The organism is Hafnia sp. (genome assembly GCF_036648275.1).
GTDB lineage: Bacteria > Pseudomonadota > Gammaproteobacteria > Enterobacterales > Enterobacteriaceae > Hafnia > Hafnia alvei.
On the sequence record NZ_JAVXIQ010000004.1, the window covers coordinates 152,530 to 171,072 of the forward strand.

Genomic DNA, 18,543 nt, shown 5'->3' on the forward strand with positions numbered 1-18,543 from the left:
AGCAAAATCATCCTGTCGTTGAATTAAATCCAAGAGTGGCGGGCAGGGAATATGCCATTAAGGCGATACTGGCCGATGGCGTGAAATTTCCAGCGCACCGGATCGTGCAGCGTGTGGGTGCGGGCGTTGCGCCAGTGGCGATCTAAGCCAAATTCGGCCAATGTCGAGCGACTACCTGCCCACTCAAACAGTTTTTCACTGGCCGCGAGGGCGATATCCGTGGTTAAGACTTTGGCTTCTGCCACGGCAATGGAGGCATAAGCGGCACTTTCTGCCGTTATTGGCGCAGATTGCGTTTGATCCAAGATACTCGCGGCTCGTTTCAACAGGGCATTCGCAGCATTCAGTTCGATAGTTAAACGACCAACGTCGGCAATGATGTAAAGGTCGTCGCTGTTACGTTCAACGTTGGCATCAATCCAAGGGCGTGAACGTTCGCGTATAAATGATTTTGCTTCTTCTAAGGCTCCGTGGGCGATACCCGCATCGATAGCGGCCTGAATAAGCTGAGAAACTGCGCCCTGAATATTCGGCTGCTGTGAAATAGGGGCGAGGGCAATGACATTCTCTGGAGCAACTAACGCGTTGTGCAGCTTAATTGTTCCGCTGGCGGTAGTGCGCTGTCCCATACCTGACCAATCGTCGACGATGTGCAGACCTTCCGTGTGTTTAGGAATAAAAGTGATCACCGGTTGTTGATTATCATCGATAGCTTTAATCGCCACCCAATGAGCAAACAATGCACCGGTAGAATAAAATTTCTCACCGTTTAATACTAAGCCCGCTGCGGTTTTGGTTAGCCGCGTGCGCATGTCTAAAGTATCTTTCGTTCCGCGCTCTGGGCCGCCATTGCCAATTCGCCACCCTGCGAGTACAGAACCGTATAATCGTTTTAATTGTTCTTCTGATGCCGTAATACTTAATAGTTGCAGAATGCCAAAGTGATTTTGCGGTATTTGCCCCAGCGCCGGATCAACGGCGGAAATAATTCGAAAGACTTCAGCAACGGTGGCGAAAGAGAGCTGCGGCCCACCAAATTCCTTCGGAATAGTGATACTGCCAAGACCGCTATGCGTGAATAAATCGAGCGCTGCGTGCGGTAATACTCGCTGCCGGTCACGGTGCTGAGCCTCTTCAGCGGCAAATTTTGCCACCTGCTTGGCGGCTTCTATCGCCTCACGTTCGGTGGTGATTATTTTGGCTGGAGATACCGCCGAATTAGTTTGGTATTTATTTTCATCAGGCGTTAATACGGGCATATATTATTCCTTATGGTTCTTATCCAAAATTTAGGCAATAGCAACCCGCATATTGAATATATGAAAATTTAAATAACGCTAGATATTGGGTTATGACTTATTACGTTTGGTTATTTCTCTTGCCTTGAGCTTATGCCGTGCCAAGAGCGCTTAATTCGATAAAGATATAATTAACGCAATAATGTAATCGGATAGTAATAAGTATTAACGCTTTATGTAAAGCAGTTGCTTAGCCTTATTTCAGCAATGCTTAGTTAATTTTTGATTTTAGATTGCGTGTTCGCTTAAGATTTTGTTCAAACCAAATGACTTCGCAATGGGTATAAATCATCGATAAGGGCCGTTATGACGTCTCCGGCAGACAATATTATCCAGTTATACCAGCAAAACTCCGCCTTCTGGGATTCCCAACGCAATGGTGTTCGGGGAGATTCGCCGCGCTGCGAGGTTCCTTGGCTAGAACGGTTTCTCGCACAGCTTCCGGCCCATGGCCATATTCTGGATATTGGCTGTGGCAGCGGAGAGCCCATCGCGGGGCACTTTATCCGGCAGGGATTCACCGTCACCAGCATCGATGGCGCTTCGACGCAAATAGCGCGTTGCCGAGAACGTTTTCCACAGCAGCGCTGGTTGGTCAACGACATGCGCGAATTAGATTTAGGTACGCGCTTTGACGGGATCATTGCATGGGATAGCTTTTTCCATTTGTGTCAGGCCGATCAGCGAAAGATGTTTGCTATATTTCTCGCACATGCCGCCGATAAAGCCGCGCTGATGTTCACCAGCGGGCCAGAACAGGGAGAAGCGATAGGGGAATTTTGTGGAAAACCGCTTTTTCATGCCAGCCTCAGTCCAACAGAGTATATAAGCCTGCTTCATCAGCACGATTTCAGCGTGGTAGAGCATCGCATTGAAGATCCAGAATGTGGTTTTCATACCGTTTGGTTGGCGATTCGTGGCGCTTAAGCTGAATAAATCACACATTGTGAGCGGGGATTTCTTGTGAAGTGTAAATTCCCGACTACAATAGCCACGTTTTCGCCTTTTCACTAAGACGGTTTATCCATGCAACGAAGCGATGTTTTGCCTAAAATTACTCATAAAAACAAGATTGAATTATTAAGCCCCGCACGCGATGTTGCTATTGCTCGCGAGGCGATTCTACACGGCGCTGATGCCGTTTATATCGGTGGCCCAGATTTTGGTGCGCGTCACAATGCAGGCAATTCGCTCAGCGACATCGCTGAATTGGTGGGATTTGCGCATCGATATGCGGCGAAGATTTTTGTCACGCTGAATACCATTTTGCATGACGATGAACTGAAACCGGCGGAACGTTTGATCCATCAGCTTTATGAAGCGGGAGTGGATGCCCTTATCGTTCAGGATTTGGGTATTCTCGAATTGGATATCCCACCGATTGAGCTGCACGCCAGCACCCAAACCGATATTCGTAGCGTTGAAAAAGCAAAGTTTTTATCGGACGTCGGTTTTTCGCAAATCGTTTTAGCCCGTGAACTCAACCTGAATCAAATAAAAGCCATCAGCGATAATATCGACGCTACCGTTGAATTCTTTATTCACGGCGCGCTATGCGTGGCTTATTCCGGCCAGTGCTATATCTCGCATGCTCAGACCGGCCGCAGTGCGAACCGTGGTGATTGCTCGCAGGCATGCCGTTTGCCTTATACGCTTAAAGACGATCAGGGGCGCGTGGTCGCTTACGAAAAGCATCTTCTGTCGATGAAAGACAACGATCAAAGCCAAAACCTAATCGCATTAATTGATGCAGGCGTGCGCTCGTTCAAAATTGAAGGGCGTTATAAAGATATGAGCTATGTGAAAAACATCACGGCTTATTATCGCCAGCACCTTGATGCGATTATGACGGCAAGGCCAGAGTTGGCTCCGGCGTCGATGGGGCGCACTGAGCACTTTTTTGTCCCGTCTCCGGATAAAACCTTCCACCGTGGCAGCACCGATTATTTTGTTAACCAGCGCCAAATGGACATCGGCGCATTCGATTCCCCTAAATTCGTTGGTTTGCCTATTGGTGAAGTGCTGAAGGTCGGGAAAGATCACGTTGATGTGAGCGTGACAGAGCCGTTGACCAATGGCGATGGACTGAACGTATTGATTAAGCGTGACATTGTCGGCTTCCGCGCCAGTAAAGTGGAAAAGATTGCCGCTAATAGTTTCCGCGTTTGGCCAAACGACATGTTGGACGCGCTGAAAAATCTGCGTCCGCATCATCCGCTAAACCGCAATCTGGATCATAACTGGCAACAGGCGTTGCTGAAAACGTCAAGCGAGCGACGTATTGGCGTCAAACTACGCCTGAGCGGAAATGAAAATAAGCTGATGCTAACAGCCAGTACGATGGACGGCGTTAGCGTTAGCCAAACGCTGGAAGGCTTCTTCGAAATTGCCAAACAGCCTGAGAAAGCCTTCAATAGTTTGCACGATGGCCTCGCTAAGCTAGGCCAGAGTATCTATTTCTCAGAGGGCATCGAGATTAACCTGCCAGCAGCGTATTTCGTGCCTAATGGTTTGCTCAATCAGCTACGTCGCGAAACCATAGACATGCTGACGGAAGCGCGTTTACATGCCTATCAGCGTGGCAGCCGTAAAGCCGTAGCTGAGCCAGCGCCGGTTTACCCTGAAACTCACCTGACATTTTTAGCTAACGTGTATAACCATAAAGCGCGCGAGTTTTATCAGCGCTATGGCGTGCAGTTGATTGATGCCGCCTACGAGGCGCACGAAGAAAAAGGCGATGTTCCGGTGATGATCACCAAGCACTGTCTGCGCTTTGCCTTTAACCTGTGTCCTAAACAGGCCAAAGGCGTGCAGGGTGTGAAGGGGCGAGCGTCGCCGATGCAGCTGGTTCATCAGGATGAAGTACTGACGCTGAAGTTCGATTGCAAACCGTGTGAAATGCACGTGATAGGGAAAATCAAAAATCACATTTTAAAAATGCCGCTGGCTGGCAGCGTAGTGGCATCGGTAACGCCTGACGAATTATTGAAAACGTTGCCGCGTAAGTCAGCGACTGTGGCGAAAACGAAAACTCGCCGCTAACAGTTTTCTGTAAATGCGGTAAATAGCACGTTAATAATAGAGCCTATCCACCAACCGGAGAGGCTCTATTGATCTCCAAACCTACCTTCTCTGACGGGTTATATTGTCAATATCCGCGCAGGATAGACCAATATCTTTCAGCTGCTGCGCACTCATCCGTTGTAAATCGTTATGCGCTTTTCTTCGCATATGCCACGTTTGCCAATGCTGGTACAGCCCCATGAAAAACAGATAAAACGGCGACTGTAAAAATGGTTTCTTGGCTTGGTTTTCATCATATCCCATCATGCAACTCCTCGCGGTTTCGATGCAAATATCATTGCGCGAAGTGAACACACATCACAGATACAAAAATAACCATTATTTAACATACAGATTGCGCATTATGCGATCTGAATGGTCAAAATCGCGGCCAACTGTACTGGTTTTCGCCTGACATTTTAGCGAATAACGATCTTAAGCAACGATTGGAAAGGGCAACGATGACGCGCTATCAACATCTCGCAGATTTATTAGCACAACGAATTGAAGCTGGGCTATATCAAAGCGGCGAGCGCTTGCCCTCGGTTCGAACGCTGAGTGATGAACATTCAGTGAGCATCAGCACCGTGCAACAGGCCTATCACCTGCTTGAGGATAGGCAGCTCATCACGCCACAGCCACGGTCGGGATATTATGTTACGCCCCGCAAACATACGCCGCCCGCACCGGCGATCAGCCGTCCAGCTCAACGTCCGGTAGAAATAACGCAGTGGGGATGTGTTCTCGATCGCCTTAATGAAGAACCTGATAACGATGCCACTCCTTTCGGCAGCGGCTCACCGGATATGTGCCAGTCCACAATGGCGCCGTTATGGAAAGCGATGACTCGGCTTATGCAGGCGCAAGACAGCCGAGTATTAAACTACGATCCTGTGTACGGTTCTCTTGCCCTGCGCGAGCAGGTGGCACGTTTGGCCATTGATTCGGGATGCCATTTAAATCCTGCTGATGTCATCATCACTCATGGTTGCCATGAGGCGCTGATTGTGGCAATTCGCGCGGCGTGTCAGGAAGGCGATATCGTTGCGGTGGAATCGCCGGCCTTTCATGGGATCATGCAAAAGCTGCGCGGCTCTAAAATAAAAGTCATTGAAATTCCCACTGACTCTAGCACCGGTATCAGCGTCGAAGCCTTGAAGTTAGCGCTTGAGCAGTGGCCGATTAAAGCTGTGATGTTGGTGCCTAACTGTAATAACCCACTGGGTTTCATCATGCCAGAGCAACGCAAGCGGGAATTATTATCGCTGGCGCAATGCTACGATATCGCCATTATTGAAGACGATGTGTATGGCGATTTAGCCTTTGAATATCCTCGTCCTATCACGATAAAATCGCTGGATACCGATGGACGCGTATTGCTGTGCAGTTCTTTCTCGAAGACGGTTGCACCGGGGCTTCGCGTTGGTTGGATTGCGCCAGGGCGCTATTTTGATCGCGTGGTCTATATGAAATACACCGGAACCGGCGCATCGGCTTCGCATCCACAGTTAGCTATTGCGGAGTTCATCAAGTCAGGAGGGTATCAAACTCATCTGCGACGTATGCGTAAATACTATCAGCAGAATCTCGAGAAATTTACCTGTCGAGTGAGAGAGTACTTTCCCTGTGGTATCTGCGTTAGTCGTCCGCAGGGTGGATTCATGATGTGGATTGAGCTCCCCGAGCATTTTGACTCCGTGCGTTTAAGTCTCGAACTCAGCGAAGCCAAAGTGCAATTTGTCATTGGCTCGCTGTTCTCTGCATCGGGGAAATATCGAAATTGTTTGCGATTAAATTACGGACTGCCTTATAGCGACAAAGTTGACCAAGCGTTACGAAAACTGGCCAAGGCGGTTGAATGCGCCATGTTGGAGTGCCAGCTGCAAGTAGCTGAGGAAAACCGCCAAGCTCCTGCTAATCGCTAATGAAATCTAAGTCTTGCGCGTAAAAATCAATGGCTTTGCGAAAGGCTGAAATGGAATCATCCTGTGTGGTGCTGGTGAGCAATAATAAAGTATCACGCAGGGCGGTTTTAGCATCGCCCATACTGTATTTGGCTAAGGCGTAAAATACCTGTAATGCTTTGTCATCAGGAAATTCAGCGGTTGCGCGCGTAAGCAAATCAAACGATTGCTGATAATGTCCGGTTACTCGATAGGTGCTACCGAGCCCTAGATAGGCTTCCTTTAAATCAGCTTTAGGTAATCCCAAGGCGATCGCTTTTTCATAATAAGGGATCGCACGATTTTCCTGCCCTAAGCCATCACAGGCCCATGCCGCATAGTAATGCAATAGCGCTGAATCAGGCTCGATGGCTAATTGTGCGATAGCGGCATCTAATGCAGACGCATAGTTTTGGGTTTTCAAGGCAGATAAAATCATATTTCCTCGCAGGTTAATAACCTTTCGCTAAGACTTCTGCATAGCGGCGGAATATAAATATGCACCACATCAGAGAAGCCAGCGCCAGAACAGCGCCGATATAGCCGATATTGGCCATGCTTAAATGAATACTGACCTGATTACCTAGCAGCGCGCCCGCGCCAATGCCGATATTAAAAATACCAGAATATAGCGACATGGCTACGTCGGTTGCATCGGGCGCCATCGCCAAGACTTTCACCTGCATGCCCAGGCCAATCGTCATGATGGCGATACCCCAAACGACACACAGCAAAGCAATCCACATTGGGCTGGATGCGGCAGGAAGCAGTAAGACTAAGCTCAGCGTCAGCAGCACAATGGCACCAATGATTAAGGTAGCAGGGTGCTTATTTCCTAACATACTGAACAGCACGCTGCCTATGATCCCCGCAGCGCCGAGAACCAGCAACAGCATGGTGGCGAAGCCTTGGCTCATCAGCGCAACACTTTGAATAAACGGTTCAATATAGCTGTATGCCGTGTAGTGCGCGGTAACTACCACGACGGTGAGCGCGTATAAACACAGCAACGCAGGGCGCTTCATTAAGATTGGAATGCTTTTGAGCGAACCTGAATGCTCGCTGGGGAGTTTAGGCAACAGCTTAATGACACAAATCAACGTCATGGTAGCCACAATGCCAATAACCATGAACGTGGTTCGCCAGCCTAAATACTGCCCGATAACGCGGCCAAGCGGCAGCCCAAGCACCATCGCCAAGGCGGTGCCCGTAGCTAATAAGCTCAACGCTTGCGCTTTCTTGCCTGCCGGAGCTAAACGAATAGCCAGCGAAGCGGTAATTGACCAAAACACCGCGTGAGCCAGGGCAATGCCGATACGCGAAAGAACGAGGATCCAGAAATTCCACGCTACTACCGAAAGCGCATGGCTTGCGATAAACAGGATGAAGATCTTCACCAGCAGCCCGCGTCGCTCCATTTGGCTGGTCATCAGCATGAACGGCAATGACATCAGTCCCACAACCCAAGCATAAATAGTCAGCATTAGGCCGACCTGCGCGGTGCTCATCGAGAAACTGGCTGCGATGTCTGAGAGCAAGCCAACGGGAACAAATTCAGTGGTGTTAAAAATAAAGGCGGCAACGGCAAGCGTAACCACTCTTAACCATGCGGTTTTGCGGGAGACTGGAGTTGGGTTCATGGCACTTACTAAGGTTAGGAAAACAGGAGGAAACTTTTCGGTAACTAGCATACTGCGAATCGGTCACAATTTATAGCGCCTAGGACAATGACATCGAGAAGAAGCCGCCAAGCGCTTAGCTCTCTGATAAATAGGACTTAATTTATTTATAGTGTAAATAACTCAAGTTTTATTTATTCAGGCCGTTATTTAGTGTGCTGTTTCAATAAAAAACATAAGTCTGGCATATCTCTCTTCTAATCAGGGCAAGCTATCATGTTCGACTCTATCCGTTCACGTATTCTGGCTGCTTCTACCGCCATCGTTATTTGCTCTCTTTGTATCAACACATATCTTAACTACTCGATTGCGAATAAATACAACAATAGCGCAATTGATAGCACGCTTGAGGCTGTCTCCTCTAGCCATAACCGTGCCATTTCCGACTGGGTGGCAAGCAAAAGCCGGTTGGTCTCAGCGCTTACGCCACATGTTACCTCTCCTGATCCTATGCCATTGATGGTGCAAACCGCCAACGGAGGTAACTTTATGGGAATTGATATTGGCTATCCTAATAAGATCGATATTTCATCGGTGCCTAACAGCGTTCCTGAAGGTTATGATCCCACCACGCGACCTTGGTATATCCAAGCCGTAAAAGCGGGTAAACCCATTGTCACTGAGCCTTATGTTGACGCTAACACCAAGAAAATGGTGGTCACGTTCGCCGCACCGCATATCGAAAATGGCATTCTGAAAGGCGTGGTGGAAGGGGATGTCACCATGGACAGCGTGATTGAAAACGTGCGTTCCATACATCCAACGGAAAACAGCTTTGGCATGCTCATCGATGCGGCTGGCAACATTATGGCGCATCCCGATGAATCGCTGACCCTCAAGCCGTTATCCGACATTGCGCCTAGCTTAGAGTTGTCACGTTTGCTGAATGCACGTTCACCGATTGAATATGACATTAACGGCAGCGCCAAACTTTTACTGGCACAGCCTGTAGCAGGAACGCCGTGGTTTACCGTAGTGGCAATGGATAAAACCGAGGCCACGGCCGGAATGCGCTCATTGCTGACCACGTCATTAGTGACACTGCTGGTATTGATCGTTGCTGCCGCTGTGATTATCGGCGTGATTGCCCAGCGTGCGCTAACACCGCTGATTAAGATCCGTGATGCAATGGATGCCATTAGCTCTGGCACTGCGGATTTAACCCAGCGCTTGCCAACCAACGGCAAAGACGAGGTTTCACAAATTGCCGGTTCGTTTAACCGCTTTATTGATAAGCTTAGCGACGTGATGAAGTCTATCCGTAGCAGCAGTGAGTCCGTGCGCGTTGCGGCCAATGAAATTGCTTCAGGAAACCAAGATCTCTCCAGTAGAACCGAATCTGCGGCGGCTAACCTTCAGCAAACGTCCGCAGCGTTGGAGCAAATCTCTTCCACGGTGGCGCAGTCGGCAGGCGCGGCGAAACAGGCAAACAACGCGGTACATTCAGCCTCTGCGGATGCCTCTCGCGGTGGTGAAGCGATTGCCAAAGTCATCAGCACGATGCAATCGATTGAAACCGCCTCCGGCAAAATTGGTGACATTACCGGCGTCATTGACGGCATTGCTTTCCAAACCAATATTCTGGCGCTGAACGCCGCCGTGGAAGCGGCTCGAGCGGGTGAGCAAGGGCGCGGTTTTGCGGTGGTCGCCGGTGAAGTGCGCACTCTGGCGCAGCGAAGTGCGCAAGCGGCTAAAGAGATTAAATCTCTGATTGAATCGACGGTACGCAGCGTCGCATCCGGCTCAACGCAGGTGCGTCAAACCAGTGAAACCATGACGGATATCGTGACCAGCGTTTCCGCCGTCACAACGATAATGTCGGAGATCACCAACGCCGCCGATGAGCAAATGCGCGGTATCAATGAAATCAATAAAGCCGTTACCCATCTGGATACCATGGTGCAGCAGAACGCCGCGTTAGTAGAAGAATCGACGGCGGCCTCCGGTGCGCTGTTGTCGCAGGCCAATGATTTGGTCGGCGCCGTGGGGCAGTTCAACGTATAACTTGGTTATTGATTCGCGATTAATTCAGCTTAACATCCCCCGATTTGGCGGAGATGTTAAGCTAATCCCTCATCCCAAACGGCCTCGCGTATCTTAATCGCTTTGGATAACAGCCCCAACGCATAGAACCTGTCGGCGATGGTTTGCTGATCGCGCATCACGGTTGTATTTATGGCACGCGGCTCATGTTGACGGCGAGATAATGCCAGCGCCAGCGAAGCCTGTGGCAGGCCTAATTCTTGCGACAATAATTGCGCCGCATTTTCTGGATACGTGGCGATAAATATCCCGGTCTGTTTGAGCTCATCTAAAACAATCTTGAGCAGGTCTGCTGAACGTTGGGCAAAATCGCGGCGCGAGAGATAAAACTGCTGATTGAGTACCTTTCCGTGACCATCTTCAATAATGCGCATGTCGCCAGAAAGTTGCGCATCGCTCAGCAACGGATCCCACATCATCCACGCATCAACAGAATGAAAGTCTGACGGAGTCAGTGGATATCGTAGCGGCGTATAGTTCACTCGAACATCGTCGAGCGTGAGGCCATGCTCATCCAACATTTGCAGCAACAGATAATGCACGTTAGAGCCGCGATTCACCGCAATACGCTTGCCGCGTAGATCTGAACAGTGGTAAATCGGACTGTCTTGAGCAACGACCATAGCCACGCTGTGGGGAGAAGGTGGTTCGTAGGCGACATAGATGAGCGAACTGTTTTGTGCCTGAGCCAGTATAGGCGGAACTTCACCCGTCGCCCCAAAATCGATCTCATTATTTTGCAGCGCGTGCAACAACTGCGGGCCTGCCGGAAACTCACTCCACAGAACCATAACGCCTTGTTGTGAAAACCTTTTCTCTAGGCTTTGTCGAGCTTTAAGCATGCCTAAATTCCCAAACTTTTGATAGCCAATGCGCAATTCACGTTCAGTTATCAGGCCCTCAGATAATGTATAGCCGCGGGGCGATAGGCGCTCTTTTTTGCGTGATTTGATAAGCCCCAGATTCGCAAGATGAGTGCGTAACGTATTCCGGCTGATACCCAACATAGCGGCGGTTTGCTGCTGATTGTTATTGTTCATACTGAAGGCATGCTGTATCAGCATATCAGTGATTTTCTGAAACAGCCTTGGCGTCTCTTTTTCTAGCTGCGAGCGAATAAAAAGGGCAAGTTCATCGTCATCAACGGCTTTATCATTAGTGACGCTGTCACTTTTCGGGGCGTTGAGTTTTAATATATGGGGCTGTATCTGCAATTCTTGAGTGAGCAGCACTGCGTTGTGCAACGTATTTTCGAGCTCTCTCACATTGCCGGGCCAGTGGTAAACGGCTAATGCCTCAAGCGTATCCTCCGCTAAGGTAAGATGCGGGCGCCCTAGGCGATAGGCATATAAAGCCAGAAAATGCTGTGCGAGCGCAGGAATATCCTGTGGGCGCTGGCGTAAAGGTGGCAACGTAACTGCGGCGACATTGAGGCGATAATAGAGATCTTCACGAAAGCGGCGCTCTTTAATCGCATCGGCTAAATCAACGTGCGTGGCTGCAATAACCCGCACATTAATGGAGATCGGCGTTCGTGAACCCACACGGGTAATTTCTCGCTCTTGCAGTACGCGTAACAGCTTGACCTGTAGCGACAGGCTAAGTTCGCCAATTTCATCCAGCAATAAAGTCCCGCCTTCAGCGGCTTCAAACCAGCCCTGATGACGATTTAGCGCACCGGTAAACGCGCCTTTCTCATGCCCAAATAACTCTGCTTCCGCCAGACTTTCACTCAAGGCACCGCAGTTCACCGCCAAAAAAGGCTGTTCGTTGCGTAGGCTATGGTGGTGAAGATAGCGCGCCACCACTTCTTTGCCGGTTCCTGTTTCCCCAACGATCAGTACGGTAGCATCGGTGGGAGCAAGTTTATCCAGCACGTTTTTAAACGCGATAGAAGCGGGATCGACCAACACCGGCTGTGATGAGGGTAACGGCAGCGGCATAACTCATTTCCAAAATGAATGCGTAATGTGATTGAACATATCTCATCAATGCTCTTGCGGCGAGATGCCGCAAATCTCTATTTGCTGCATTTGCAGCAAATAGACGCCGCTGTTGTTGCATTTGCAGCATGCTGCAGAAAGCAAAATAATTTTAATTAATTGATTTTTATCAAAAATAAAAACCTATCGAGTTGGCATGTATCGTGCAATTTGTTTTATAACCAAAGAGATTATTTCAATAGATATTCTTTAAATATAGTTATAAAGGAAAAGCATAATGAGTGAACAACATCAATCTGGCATTAACGTTTTTTGGTTCCTTCCAACCCATGGTGATGGACGTTATCTTGGGACCGCAGAAGGAGGGCGTTCCGTTGATCTTCAATATTTACAACAAATTGCGGTAGCGGCAGATTATCTTGGCTACTACGGCGTATTGATTCCAACGGGGAAAAGCTGTGAAGATTCATGGCTTGTCGCGGCGGCACTAGCCCCCATGACGAAACGCCTACGATTTTTAGTCGCTGTTCGTCCTGGATTGCAACCACCCAGCTTGGCTGCGCGCATGGCTTCAACGCTTGACCGGCTTTCTGAAGGGCGGTTGCTGATTAATGTTGTCACCGGCGGAGATCCTGTTGAAAACAAAGGTGATGGTATATTCCTTAATCACTCCGAGCGTTACAACGTCACGAATGAATTCCTACACGTCTACAAAAAACTGCTCCAAGGCGAGAAAGTCGACTATGCCGGAAAGCATATTCAGGTTGAGGGCGCAGAATTGTTGTTTCCACCTGCTCAGCAGGATGGTCCTCCGCTGTATTTTGGCGGTTCATCGCCCGAAGCTATCGACGTTGCGGCCAGTCAAATTGATACCTATCTTACGTGGGGGGAGCCGCTAGACTTAGTTGCTGAAAAACTGGCTACCGTACGTCAGCGCGCTGAACAAGAAGGACGAACGTTGAAATATGGCATCCGTCTACACGTTATTGTGCGCGAAACCGAAGAGGAAGCATGGGCTGCCGCAGAAAAACTGATTAGCCACGTGGACGATGACACCATTGCCGCCGCACAGAAAATTTTTGCTCGCATGGACTCATCGGGTCAAAAACGTATGAGTGAGCTCCATAACGGATCTCGGGATAGTTTGAAAATTGGCCCCAATCTGTGGGCGGGCGTGGGATTGGTACGCGGCGGCGCAGGCACCGCACTGGTTGGAAACCCGCAGCAGGTTGCCGACCGTATTGCTGAATACCAAGCGTTAGGCATCGATAATTTTATTTTGTCTGGGTATCCGCACCTAGAAGAAGCCCATCGTTTTGCCGAGCTGGTGATGCCGCTGTTGACCTTAAATCATACGCCAGCGCAGCGTGCTCAGAGTATTAATACCGGTCCTTTTGGTGAAACAATTGGGGGAGCTCAACGTCCAACGGCTAAAAAGCCGGACGCTGTAAAGCTCTGATTACCGCAAGCAGTAAAATCCACCACGTGCAGGGAAGCATTTGTGGGTGGAATAAGGGATAATTAGCTGATTAATTCTGGTAATTGATATGGACACGCTAATGAATTCTGAAACAACTCACATGACACGCGACGGCGATTACTTCACGAAGAAATATGAATTAACGTCTACACACTCTGAAGTGCTGAATGCGGCTAAGATCGTCCCCGTTGGCGACGCACTAGATCTGGGCTGCGGCCGTGGCCGTAACTCGCTGTATCTGAACTTGAAAGGGTTTAACGTTACCGCGTGGGACAAAAATGCCATGAGCATCAACAGCCTGAATGACATTATTCAAGCTGAAGGTCTAAAAAATATTACGGCAACGCAGGTTGACCTCAATACCCATCGCTTCAGTGGAGAGTATGATTTCATTCTTTCAACGGTGGTGTTTATGTTCCTTGGGCGACCAGAAATTCCGGCCATTATTCGTAACATGCAAGACAGCACGCGCATCGGTGGTTACAACCTGATTGTGGCCGCGGTGGATAGCCCTGATTATCCTTGTAACGTCCCGTTTTCATTCACCTTTAAACCCGATGAGCTGCGCAACTATTACAGCGGTTGGGAGTTTGCGAAATACAACGAAGACGTAGGGGAACTGCATCGCGTCGATGAAAACGGCAACCGCATTAAAATGCGTTTCGCAACGATGCTAGCGAAAAAAATCAGCTAAGGCAGCCAGCTAAGCTAAATAAGCAAAAGGAGCTTTAGTGATAAAGCTCCTAGACAGGTTGGGTTAGCTAGTAGTAAACGCACTCGTGTTTAACCTCTGGGCTGGAGTGCATGACGGCCAGAATCGCATTCAGCATGTGATCAACATTTTGCGGTGGGTTTCTCTGCTCAATTCTGCGCACCCATTCTTTGCCATCAATATGTTCTCCCGGCCGCACCAGAAAGCTGTATTTCTGCACCGCAAGCTGGAAGCTCTCTTCAATATGATCGTATTGCGCACAGTGGCAGCAGTCGACAATCAAAATTCCTGCAAACGTACGCGTTAAGCCGAAAGTATTCATAAGACACCTCAGAGAGGAATAAATGACTACTCTTTAGGTATAGCATTTTCATATGGCATTTGTGTTACAGGCAATAAATATAGAGCCATGATGATTATGAAAAGAGTATCAATGGCTCTACGGTGCGCCGAACGTTAGGCCATCGCGGGTTTAGCCTTTATCGTTTTCATCAGCAATATCGATAAGAAGATCAAGATAATACCGCTCCATTGAACGATAGAAAGGCGTTCACTTAGGAAGACGAAACCGAGTAAAACTGCGGTAACAGGATTAAATAGCGATATCATCGACATGGTATGTGGGCCAAGGAGCGTTACCGAACGTGTCCAGCACCAGTAGGCAAACGCGGTGTTACACACCACCAACCACGTTAGGCCAACCCAGGTTTTTGGGGTAGGTAGTGCGGGCATTCCCGCAAGCATGAATGCAAAGGGCAGCAAAATAATCCCCCCAAGGAATAGCTGCCAAGCCGCAAGACCAAGCTGATCGTTAGTGGGCCAACGTGATATCCACAGAGACGTTTGCGCCATCAATAACGTGCCTAACAACGCAGCAGCCACGCCAATAATGTCTAAATTAGCCGAAGGATTCAGCAGCAGCATTACGCCAACTAGCCCTAATACCGCCAGTCCAAGCTTGGATAATGCCGGTTTTTTTCCTTCCTGAATCCATTGTAATAACAGCACCATCAGCGGCAGCGTTGCTCCCAATGTGCCCGCTACAGAGCCAGGTAAGCGATGCGCGGCAATAAACAAAAGCACAAAGAAAAGAGATATGTTACAAATGCTTATTGCAAACATTCGGCTCCATTTTAACGGTGACTTTGCTGGATGAATCAGCAACAGTAAAATACCGGCAGGCAGGGCACGGAAAACCGCAATCCAGACCGGCGAGATGTCTTGCAGGAAATAGCCAACAACGGCGTAGGTACTTCCCCAAAGTAGCGGAACCATAAAAGCGATGAGTATGTTCATATTTATCTTTTTAAAAAGTTACTTTCGTGAAAGATAAGTTAGTGGCGAAATAGAAATAAAACAAGTATCTTTTTAAAAAGATATCTTGGAGGGGCGATGACACAGGATCACGTAGATAAAATTATCGAGCAATGGCAACGCGAACGGCCTGATCTCGACTGTTCTCCGATGGGTATTATTGGACGAATGGCGCGTATGGGGCAGCTACTCTCAGGCAAAGTTACCTGCGTTTATGAGCAACACGGCTTAGATACCATCGAATTTGATATTTTGGCTACGCTACGCAGAAGCGGGGAGTTGATAACCCCGACGGATCTCTATCAAACGGTCATGCTGTCTTCCGGCGCGATGTCGGTACGCCTTGAACGGCTGGAATCGCGGGGATTGGTGTTCAAGCAGCCCAATGCGCATGATAAACGCAGCTGCAAAATAGGGCTGACAGAAGAGGGGCTGAATGTCATAGATAGGGCGCTGGAACATCATGTTCAGAATGAAAAAGAGATCCTTGAACCGCTTACAGCCACCGAAAGACAGCAATTAGCCGATCTTATGCGCCGCTGGTTGCTGCATAATGAACCCGCTGAGTAATACCAGCGATAAGCAAAATTTTACGAGTAGACCATACTGTTAAACCTGCGCTTTTCGAGTCATTAAGGGGATATTTTGAATAAATCACAAGAGACTATGCATCTCACGGCGTCCGAAGCACTTGATCGACTTGAATTACTGTATGAGTCAGCACTGTCCGCGCTGCGTACTGCCATCAGCGATTATATCAATGAGGGAAAACTGCCAGACGTAGGAGAAAGGGCAAAAGGACTATTTTCCTACCCACAGCTGAGCGTTAGTTGGGATGGGAAATTTCGCGATCATCTCAGAACGCGCGCCTATGGGCGTTTTTCTCGAACCGGTCAATACAGCACAACTATCGCACGCCCAGCGCTATTTCGTGAATATTTAGCGGAACAGTTAGCCTTATTAGAAACCGAATATGGTGCTAGCTTTGAAGTGACACCGTCACAACAAGAAATGCCGTATCCGTTTGTTATTGATGGTTCAGACCTTGTTCTGGATAGAACCATGACGGCAGGGTTAGCACAGCATTTTCCAACCACCGATCTGGCCAAAATTGGCGATGGGATCACCGATGGTTTAGAAACGGGGACGGATTTCTTCCCGCTGTCGCACTTTGACGCGCTGCGTACTGATTTCTCTTTGGCACGCCTCAAACACTATACCGGTACGCCTGCCGAACATATTCAGCCTTATATTCTATTTACTAACTACAGCCGCTATGTTGATGAGTTTGTCAGTTGGGCTTGCGAGCAAATTCTTGATCCGAATAGTCCTTACGAAGCGTTGTCCTGCGCCGGTGGGAGCTATATCACCGCTGAAACAGCAGACCCAGAGAAAACCACCTCAGATTTAGCGTGGAAGAAACACCAGATGCCTGCCTATCATCTGATTTCATCGACAGGTCAGGGGATCACGCTGGTTAATATCGGGGTGGGTCCTTCCAATGCGAAAACAATCTGCGATCATCTGGCAGTTCTCCGCCCACACGTCTGGCTAATGATTGGGCACTGCGGTGGGCTGCGTGAAAGCCAAGCGATAGGCGATTATGTTTTGGCTCACGCTTATCTGCGTGACGACCACGTATTAGACGCCGTTTTACCGCCTGATATTCCGATCCCAAGCATAGCTGAAGTGCAGCGTGCATTATATGATGCGACCAAGGCAGTCAGTGGAATGCCGGGAGAAGAGGTGAAACAACGACTTCGTACCGGTACTGTAGTGACGTCTGACGATCGCAACTGGGAGCTACGTTTCTCCGCGTCGGCGCTGCGCTTTAGTTTAAGCCGCGCAGTGGCTGTGGATATGGAGAGCGCAACAATTGCCGCGCAAGGCTATCGTTTCCGCGTTCCATATGGCACGCTATTGTGCGTATCGGATAAACCGCTGCATGGCGAAATTAAGCTACCAGGCCAAGCCAACCATTTCTATGAGGGCGCAATATCCGAGCATTTACAAATTGGTATACGCGCGATTGATTTGCTGAGAGCCGAAGGCGATAAACTTCATTCACGTAAACTGCGCACCTTTAACGAGCCGCCGTTCCGTTAAGATTTTTAATATGCTGAAAACCCACATCTGTGGGTTTTTTCATATTCATCCGTGGCCCATTGACGAAAAGTTCATCTCCTTGTGAGCCTGTGTTTAGATTCAACATTTACACAATACAGCATGTTCGATACCATTTAACCGAATTTGCCGTAAGGAAAATAGGTATGAACCTTCCACATTTGCCTCTGCTCAAACACCCTCGAATCTCTAATGACAGTAATTATCTGAACGAGTAATTACTGCCACGAAATCAAATCGTTCCGTGGCTCTTATAAAGAAAAGGATGAGTCATGAAAGAAAAACATTGGTCAAAGACCGAGCTATTGCACCTCTCGGTAACTAACCCTAATATCATCGTTAAAGGCACACACAGTTATTACAGCGATTACTGGGACGACGGATTTGAACGCTCGGTTGTTCGTTATCTGCACGGTGACGCTGTTAGCCAAAATTGGGAGCCTTTAGGCTATATCGATAAATTGTTCATTGGCGATTATGTCTGCATCGCTGCAGAGTGCGTGATTTTAATGGGTGGAAATCACAATCACCGGACTGATTTTATAAATCTCTATCCCTTCATGGAAACGATATACGACACCTATCAACATAAAGGTGACACCGTTCTTGGTGATGCATGTTGGTTAGGAATGCGCAGTATGTTGATGCCTGGAATTACCGTGGGTGAGGGTGCCATTATTGCTGCGGGAAGCGTCGTAACCAAAGATGTTCCACCGTATGCCATTGTTGGTGGCAATCCGGCAAAGCTGATTAGGTACCGGTTCTCTGACGCAGATATTGTTCGGATTTTAGCGTTGAATATTTATAGCAGACCTGAAGCAGAGATTGAGAAGATTAAGCTATTGCTCAGTTCAAACGATCTCGACGCATTGGAACGCGTATTGGCTTAGCTATCTGACATGTCGTAACGGTTTCGTTGAAACGAGATAAGCCGTAAAACGCGA

At 48.6% G+C, this 18,543-nt stretch carries 16 protein-coding genes; 9 read left to right on the top strand and 7 right to left on the bottom strand.

The genetic code is table 11. The features are described 5' to 3' along the window. Positions 1-23: 23 nt before the first annotated feature. Positions 24-1,259, bottom strand: coding sequence for an SfnB family sulfur acquisition oxidoreductase (locus RSC70_RS05930; protein WP_332542019.1), 1,236 nt, complete (start codon positions 1,257-1,259; stop codon positions 24-26). Between the two features lie 345 nt (positions 1,260-1,604). Here RSC70_RS05930 and RSC70_RS05935 point away from each other — a divergent pair, with 345 nt between their 5' ends. Together RSC70_RS05935 and RSC70_RS05940 are read left to right on the top strand one after the other, a co-directional pair. After that, positions 1,605-2,225 carry a class I SAM-dependent DNA methyltransferase gene (locus RSC70_RS05935; protein WP_332542020.1) on the top strand — a complete coding sequence of 207 codons (621 nt, stop codon included), beginning with the start codon at positions 1,605-1,607 and terminating at the stop codon, positions 2,223-2,225. A gap of 99 nt (positions 2,226-2,324) precedes the next feature. After that, positions 2,325-4,340, top strand: a complete 2,016-nt coding sequence (locus tag RSC70_RS05940; protein WP_332542021.1) for a peptidase U32 family protein — start codon at positions 2,325-2,327, stop codon at positions 4,338-4,340. Positions 4,341-4,421: 81 nt separating this feature from the next. Here RSC70_RS05940 and RSC70_RS05945 read toward each other — a convergent pair whose 3' ends face one another. After that, the gene (locus tag RSC70_RS05945; RefSeq protein WP_043493209.1) at positions 4,422-4,625 is read right to left on the bottom strand and encodes a DUF1127 domain-containing protein; all 204 of its coding nucleotides are present in this window, start codon (positions 4,623-4,625) and stop codon (positions 4,422-4,424) included. A gap of 197 nt (positions 4,626-4,822) precedes the next feature. On the opposite strand from RSC70_RS05945, the gene RSC70_RS05950 reads away from it, so the two are divergent. Then, positions 4,823-6,286: an aminotransferase-like domain-containing protein gene (locus RSC70_RS05950; protein ID WP_332542023.1), complete on the top strand. Its 1,464-nt coding sequence runs from the start codon at positions 4,823-4,825 to the stop codon at positions 6,284-6,286. Here the strand turns inward: RSC70_RS05950 and RSC70_RS05955 are convergent. Both RSC70_RS05955 and RSC70_RS05960 read right to left on the bottom strand, forming a co-directional pair. Further along, on the bottom strand, positions 6,276-6,743 hold the full coding sequence (locus tag RSC70_RS05955) for a tetratricopeptide repeat protein (protein ID WP_304183649.1): 468 nt from the start codon (positions 6,741-6,743) through the stop codon (positions 6,276-6,278). The two genes, RSC70_RS05950 and RSC70_RS05955, sit on opposite strands and share 11 nt — an antisense overlap. Before the next feature lie 13 nt (positions 6,744-6,756). Beyond that, positions 6,757-7,944 carry a sugar transporter gene (locus RSC70_RS05960; RefSeq protein ID WP_063587626.1) on the bottom strand — a complete coding sequence of 396 codons (1,188 nt, stop codon included), beginning with the start codon at positions 7,942-7,944 and terminating at the stop codon, positions 6,757-6,759. A 255-nt stretch (positions 7,945-8,199) separates the two neighbouring features. Here RSC70_RS05960 and RSC70_RS05965 point away from each other — a divergent pair, with 255 nt between their 5' ends. After that, complete coding sequence (locus RSC70_RS05965; protein ID WP_040044947.1) at positions 8,200-9,987, top strand: methyl-accepting chemotaxis protein; 1,788 nt, start codon at positions 8,200-8,202, stop codon at positions 9,985-9,987. Positions 9,988-10,043: 56 nt separating this feature from the next. Here the strand turns inward: RSC70_RS05965 and RSC70_RS05970 are convergent, their stop codons facing one another. Then, the gene (locus tag RSC70_RS05970; RefSeq protein ID WP_332542025.1) at positions 10,044-11,969 is read right to left on the bottom strand and encodes a sigma 54-interacting transcriptional regulator; all 1,926 of its coding nucleotides are present in this window, start codon (positions 11,967-11,969) and stop codon (positions 10,044-10,046) included. A 277-nt stretch (positions 11,970-12,246) separates the two neighbouring features. Between RSC70_RS05970 and ssuD the strand changes: the two genes are divergently transcribed. Both ssuD and tehB read left to right on the top strand, forming a co-directional pair. Beyond that, on the top strand, positions 12,247-13,428 hold the full coding sequence (ssuD, locus tag RSC70_RS05975) for an FMNH2-dependent alkanesulfonate monooxygenase (protein ID WP_332542027.1): 1,182 nt from the start codon (positions 12,247-12,249) through the stop codon (positions 13,426-13,428). A gap of 100 nt (positions 13,429-13,528) precedes the next feature. Then, positions 13,529-14,143, top strand: coding sequence for a tellurite resistance methyltransferase TehB (gene tehB, locus RSC70_RS05980; protein WP_234619370.1), 615 nt, complete (start codon positions 13,529-13,531; stop codon positions 14,141-14,143). A gap of 67 nt (positions 14,144-14,210) precedes the next feature. On the opposite strand, the gene RSC70_RS05985 is transcribed toward tehB, so the two are convergent. Together RSC70_RS05985 and RSC70_RS05990 are read right to left on the bottom strand one after the other, a co-directional pair. Continuing rightward, positions 14,211-14,483: a hypothetical protein gene (locus tag RSC70_RS05985; RefSeq protein WP_332542029.1), complete on the bottom strand. Its 273-nt coding sequence runs from the start codon at positions 14,481-14,483 to the stop codon at positions 14,211-14,213. 134 nt (positions 14,484-14,617) lie between these two features. Then, the gene (locus RSC70_RS05990; protein WP_332542030.1) at positions 14,618-15,457 is read right to left on the bottom strand and encodes a DMT family transporter; all 840 of its coding nucleotides are present in this window, start codon (positions 15,455-15,457) and stop codon (positions 14,618-14,620) included. 96 nt (positions 15,458-15,553) lie between these two features. Between RSC70_RS05990 and RSC70_RS05995 the strand changes: the two genes are divergently transcribed. From RSC70_RS05995 to RSC70_RS06005, 3 genes are all read left to right on the top strand, one after another. Continuing rightward, a complete protein-coding gene (locus RSC70_RS05995; protein ID WP_040044942.1) occupies positions 15,554-16,045 on the top strand; it encodes a MarR family winged helix-turn-helix transcriptional regulator in 492 nt (163 codons plus the stop codon). Between the two features lie 75 nt (positions 16,046-16,120). Beyond that, a complete protein-coding gene (locus tag RSC70_RS06000) occupies positions 16,121-17,581 on the top strand; it encodes an AMP nucleosidase (RefSeq protein ID WP_071892804.1) in 1,461 nt (486 codons plus the stop codon). A gap of 290 nt (positions 17,582-17,871) precedes the next feature. After that, the gene (locus tag RSC70_RS06005; RefSeq protein WP_332542033.1) at positions 17,872-18,489 is read left to right on the top strand and encodes a CatB-related O-acetyltransferase; all 618 of its coding nucleotides are present in this window, start codon (positions 17,872-17,874) and stop codon (positions 18,487-18,489) included. The last annotated feature ends 54 nt before the right edge of the window (positions 18,490-18,543 follow it).

Coding starts and splice junctions, on each gene's coding strand:
- ssuD (WP_332542027.1), top strand. CDS start 12,247: ATGAGTGAACAACATCAATCTGGCATTAACGTTTTTTGGTTCCTTCCA.
- RSC70_RS05935 (WP_332542020.1), top strand. CDS start 1,605: ATGACGTCTCCGGCAGACAATATTATCCAGTTATACCAGCAAAACTCC.
- RSC70_RS05990 (WP_332542030.1), bottom strand. CDS start 15,457: ATGAACATACTCATCGCTTTTATGGTTCCGCTACTTTGGGGAAGTACC.
- RSC70_RS05965 (WP_040044947.1), top strand. CDS start 8,200: ATGTTCGACTCTATCCGTTCACGTATTCTGGCTGCTTCTACCGCCATC.
- RSC70_RS05970 (WP_332542025.1), bottom strand. CDS start 11,969: ATGCCGCTGCCGTTACCCTCATCACAGCCGGTGTTGGTCGATCCCGCT.
- RSC70_RS05995 (WP_040044942.1), top strand. CDS start 15,554: ATGACACAGGATCACGTAGATAAAATTATCGAGCAATGGCAACGCGAA.
- RSC70_RS05955 (WP_304183649.1), bottom strand. CDS start 6,743: ATGATTTTATCTGCCTTGAAAACCCAAAACTATGCGTCTGCATTAGAT.
- RSC70_RS05985 (WP_332542029.1), bottom strand. CDS start 14,483: ATGAATACTTTCGGCTTAACGCGTACGTTTGCAGGAATTTTGATTGTC.
- RSC70_RS05950 (WP_332542023.1), top strand. CDS start 4,823: ATGACGCGCTATCAACATCTCGCAGATTTATTAGCACAACGAATTGAA.
- RSC70_RS05960 (WP_063587626.1), bottom strand. CDS start 7,944: ATGAACCCAACTCCAGTCTCCCGCAAAACCGCATGGTTAAGAGTGGTT.
- RSC70_RS05940 (WP_332542021.1), top strand. CDS start 2,325: ATGCAACGAAGCGATGTTTTGCCTAAAATTACTCATAAAAACAAGATT.
- RSC70_RS05930 (WP_332542019.1), bottom strand. CDS start 1,259: ATGCCCGTATTAACGCCTGATGAAAATAAATACCAAACTAATTCGGCG.
- RSC70_RS05945 (WP_043493209.1), bottom strand. CDS start 4,625: ATGGGATATGATGAAAACCAAGCCAAGAAACCATTTTTACAGTCGCCG.
- RSC70_RS06005 (WP_332542033.1), top strand. CDS start 17,872: ATGAAAGAAAAACATTGGTCAAAGACCGAGCTATTGCACCTCTCGGTA.
- tehB (WP_234619370.1), top strand. CDS start 13,529: ATGAATTCTGAAACAACTCACATGACACGCGACGGCGATTACTTCACG.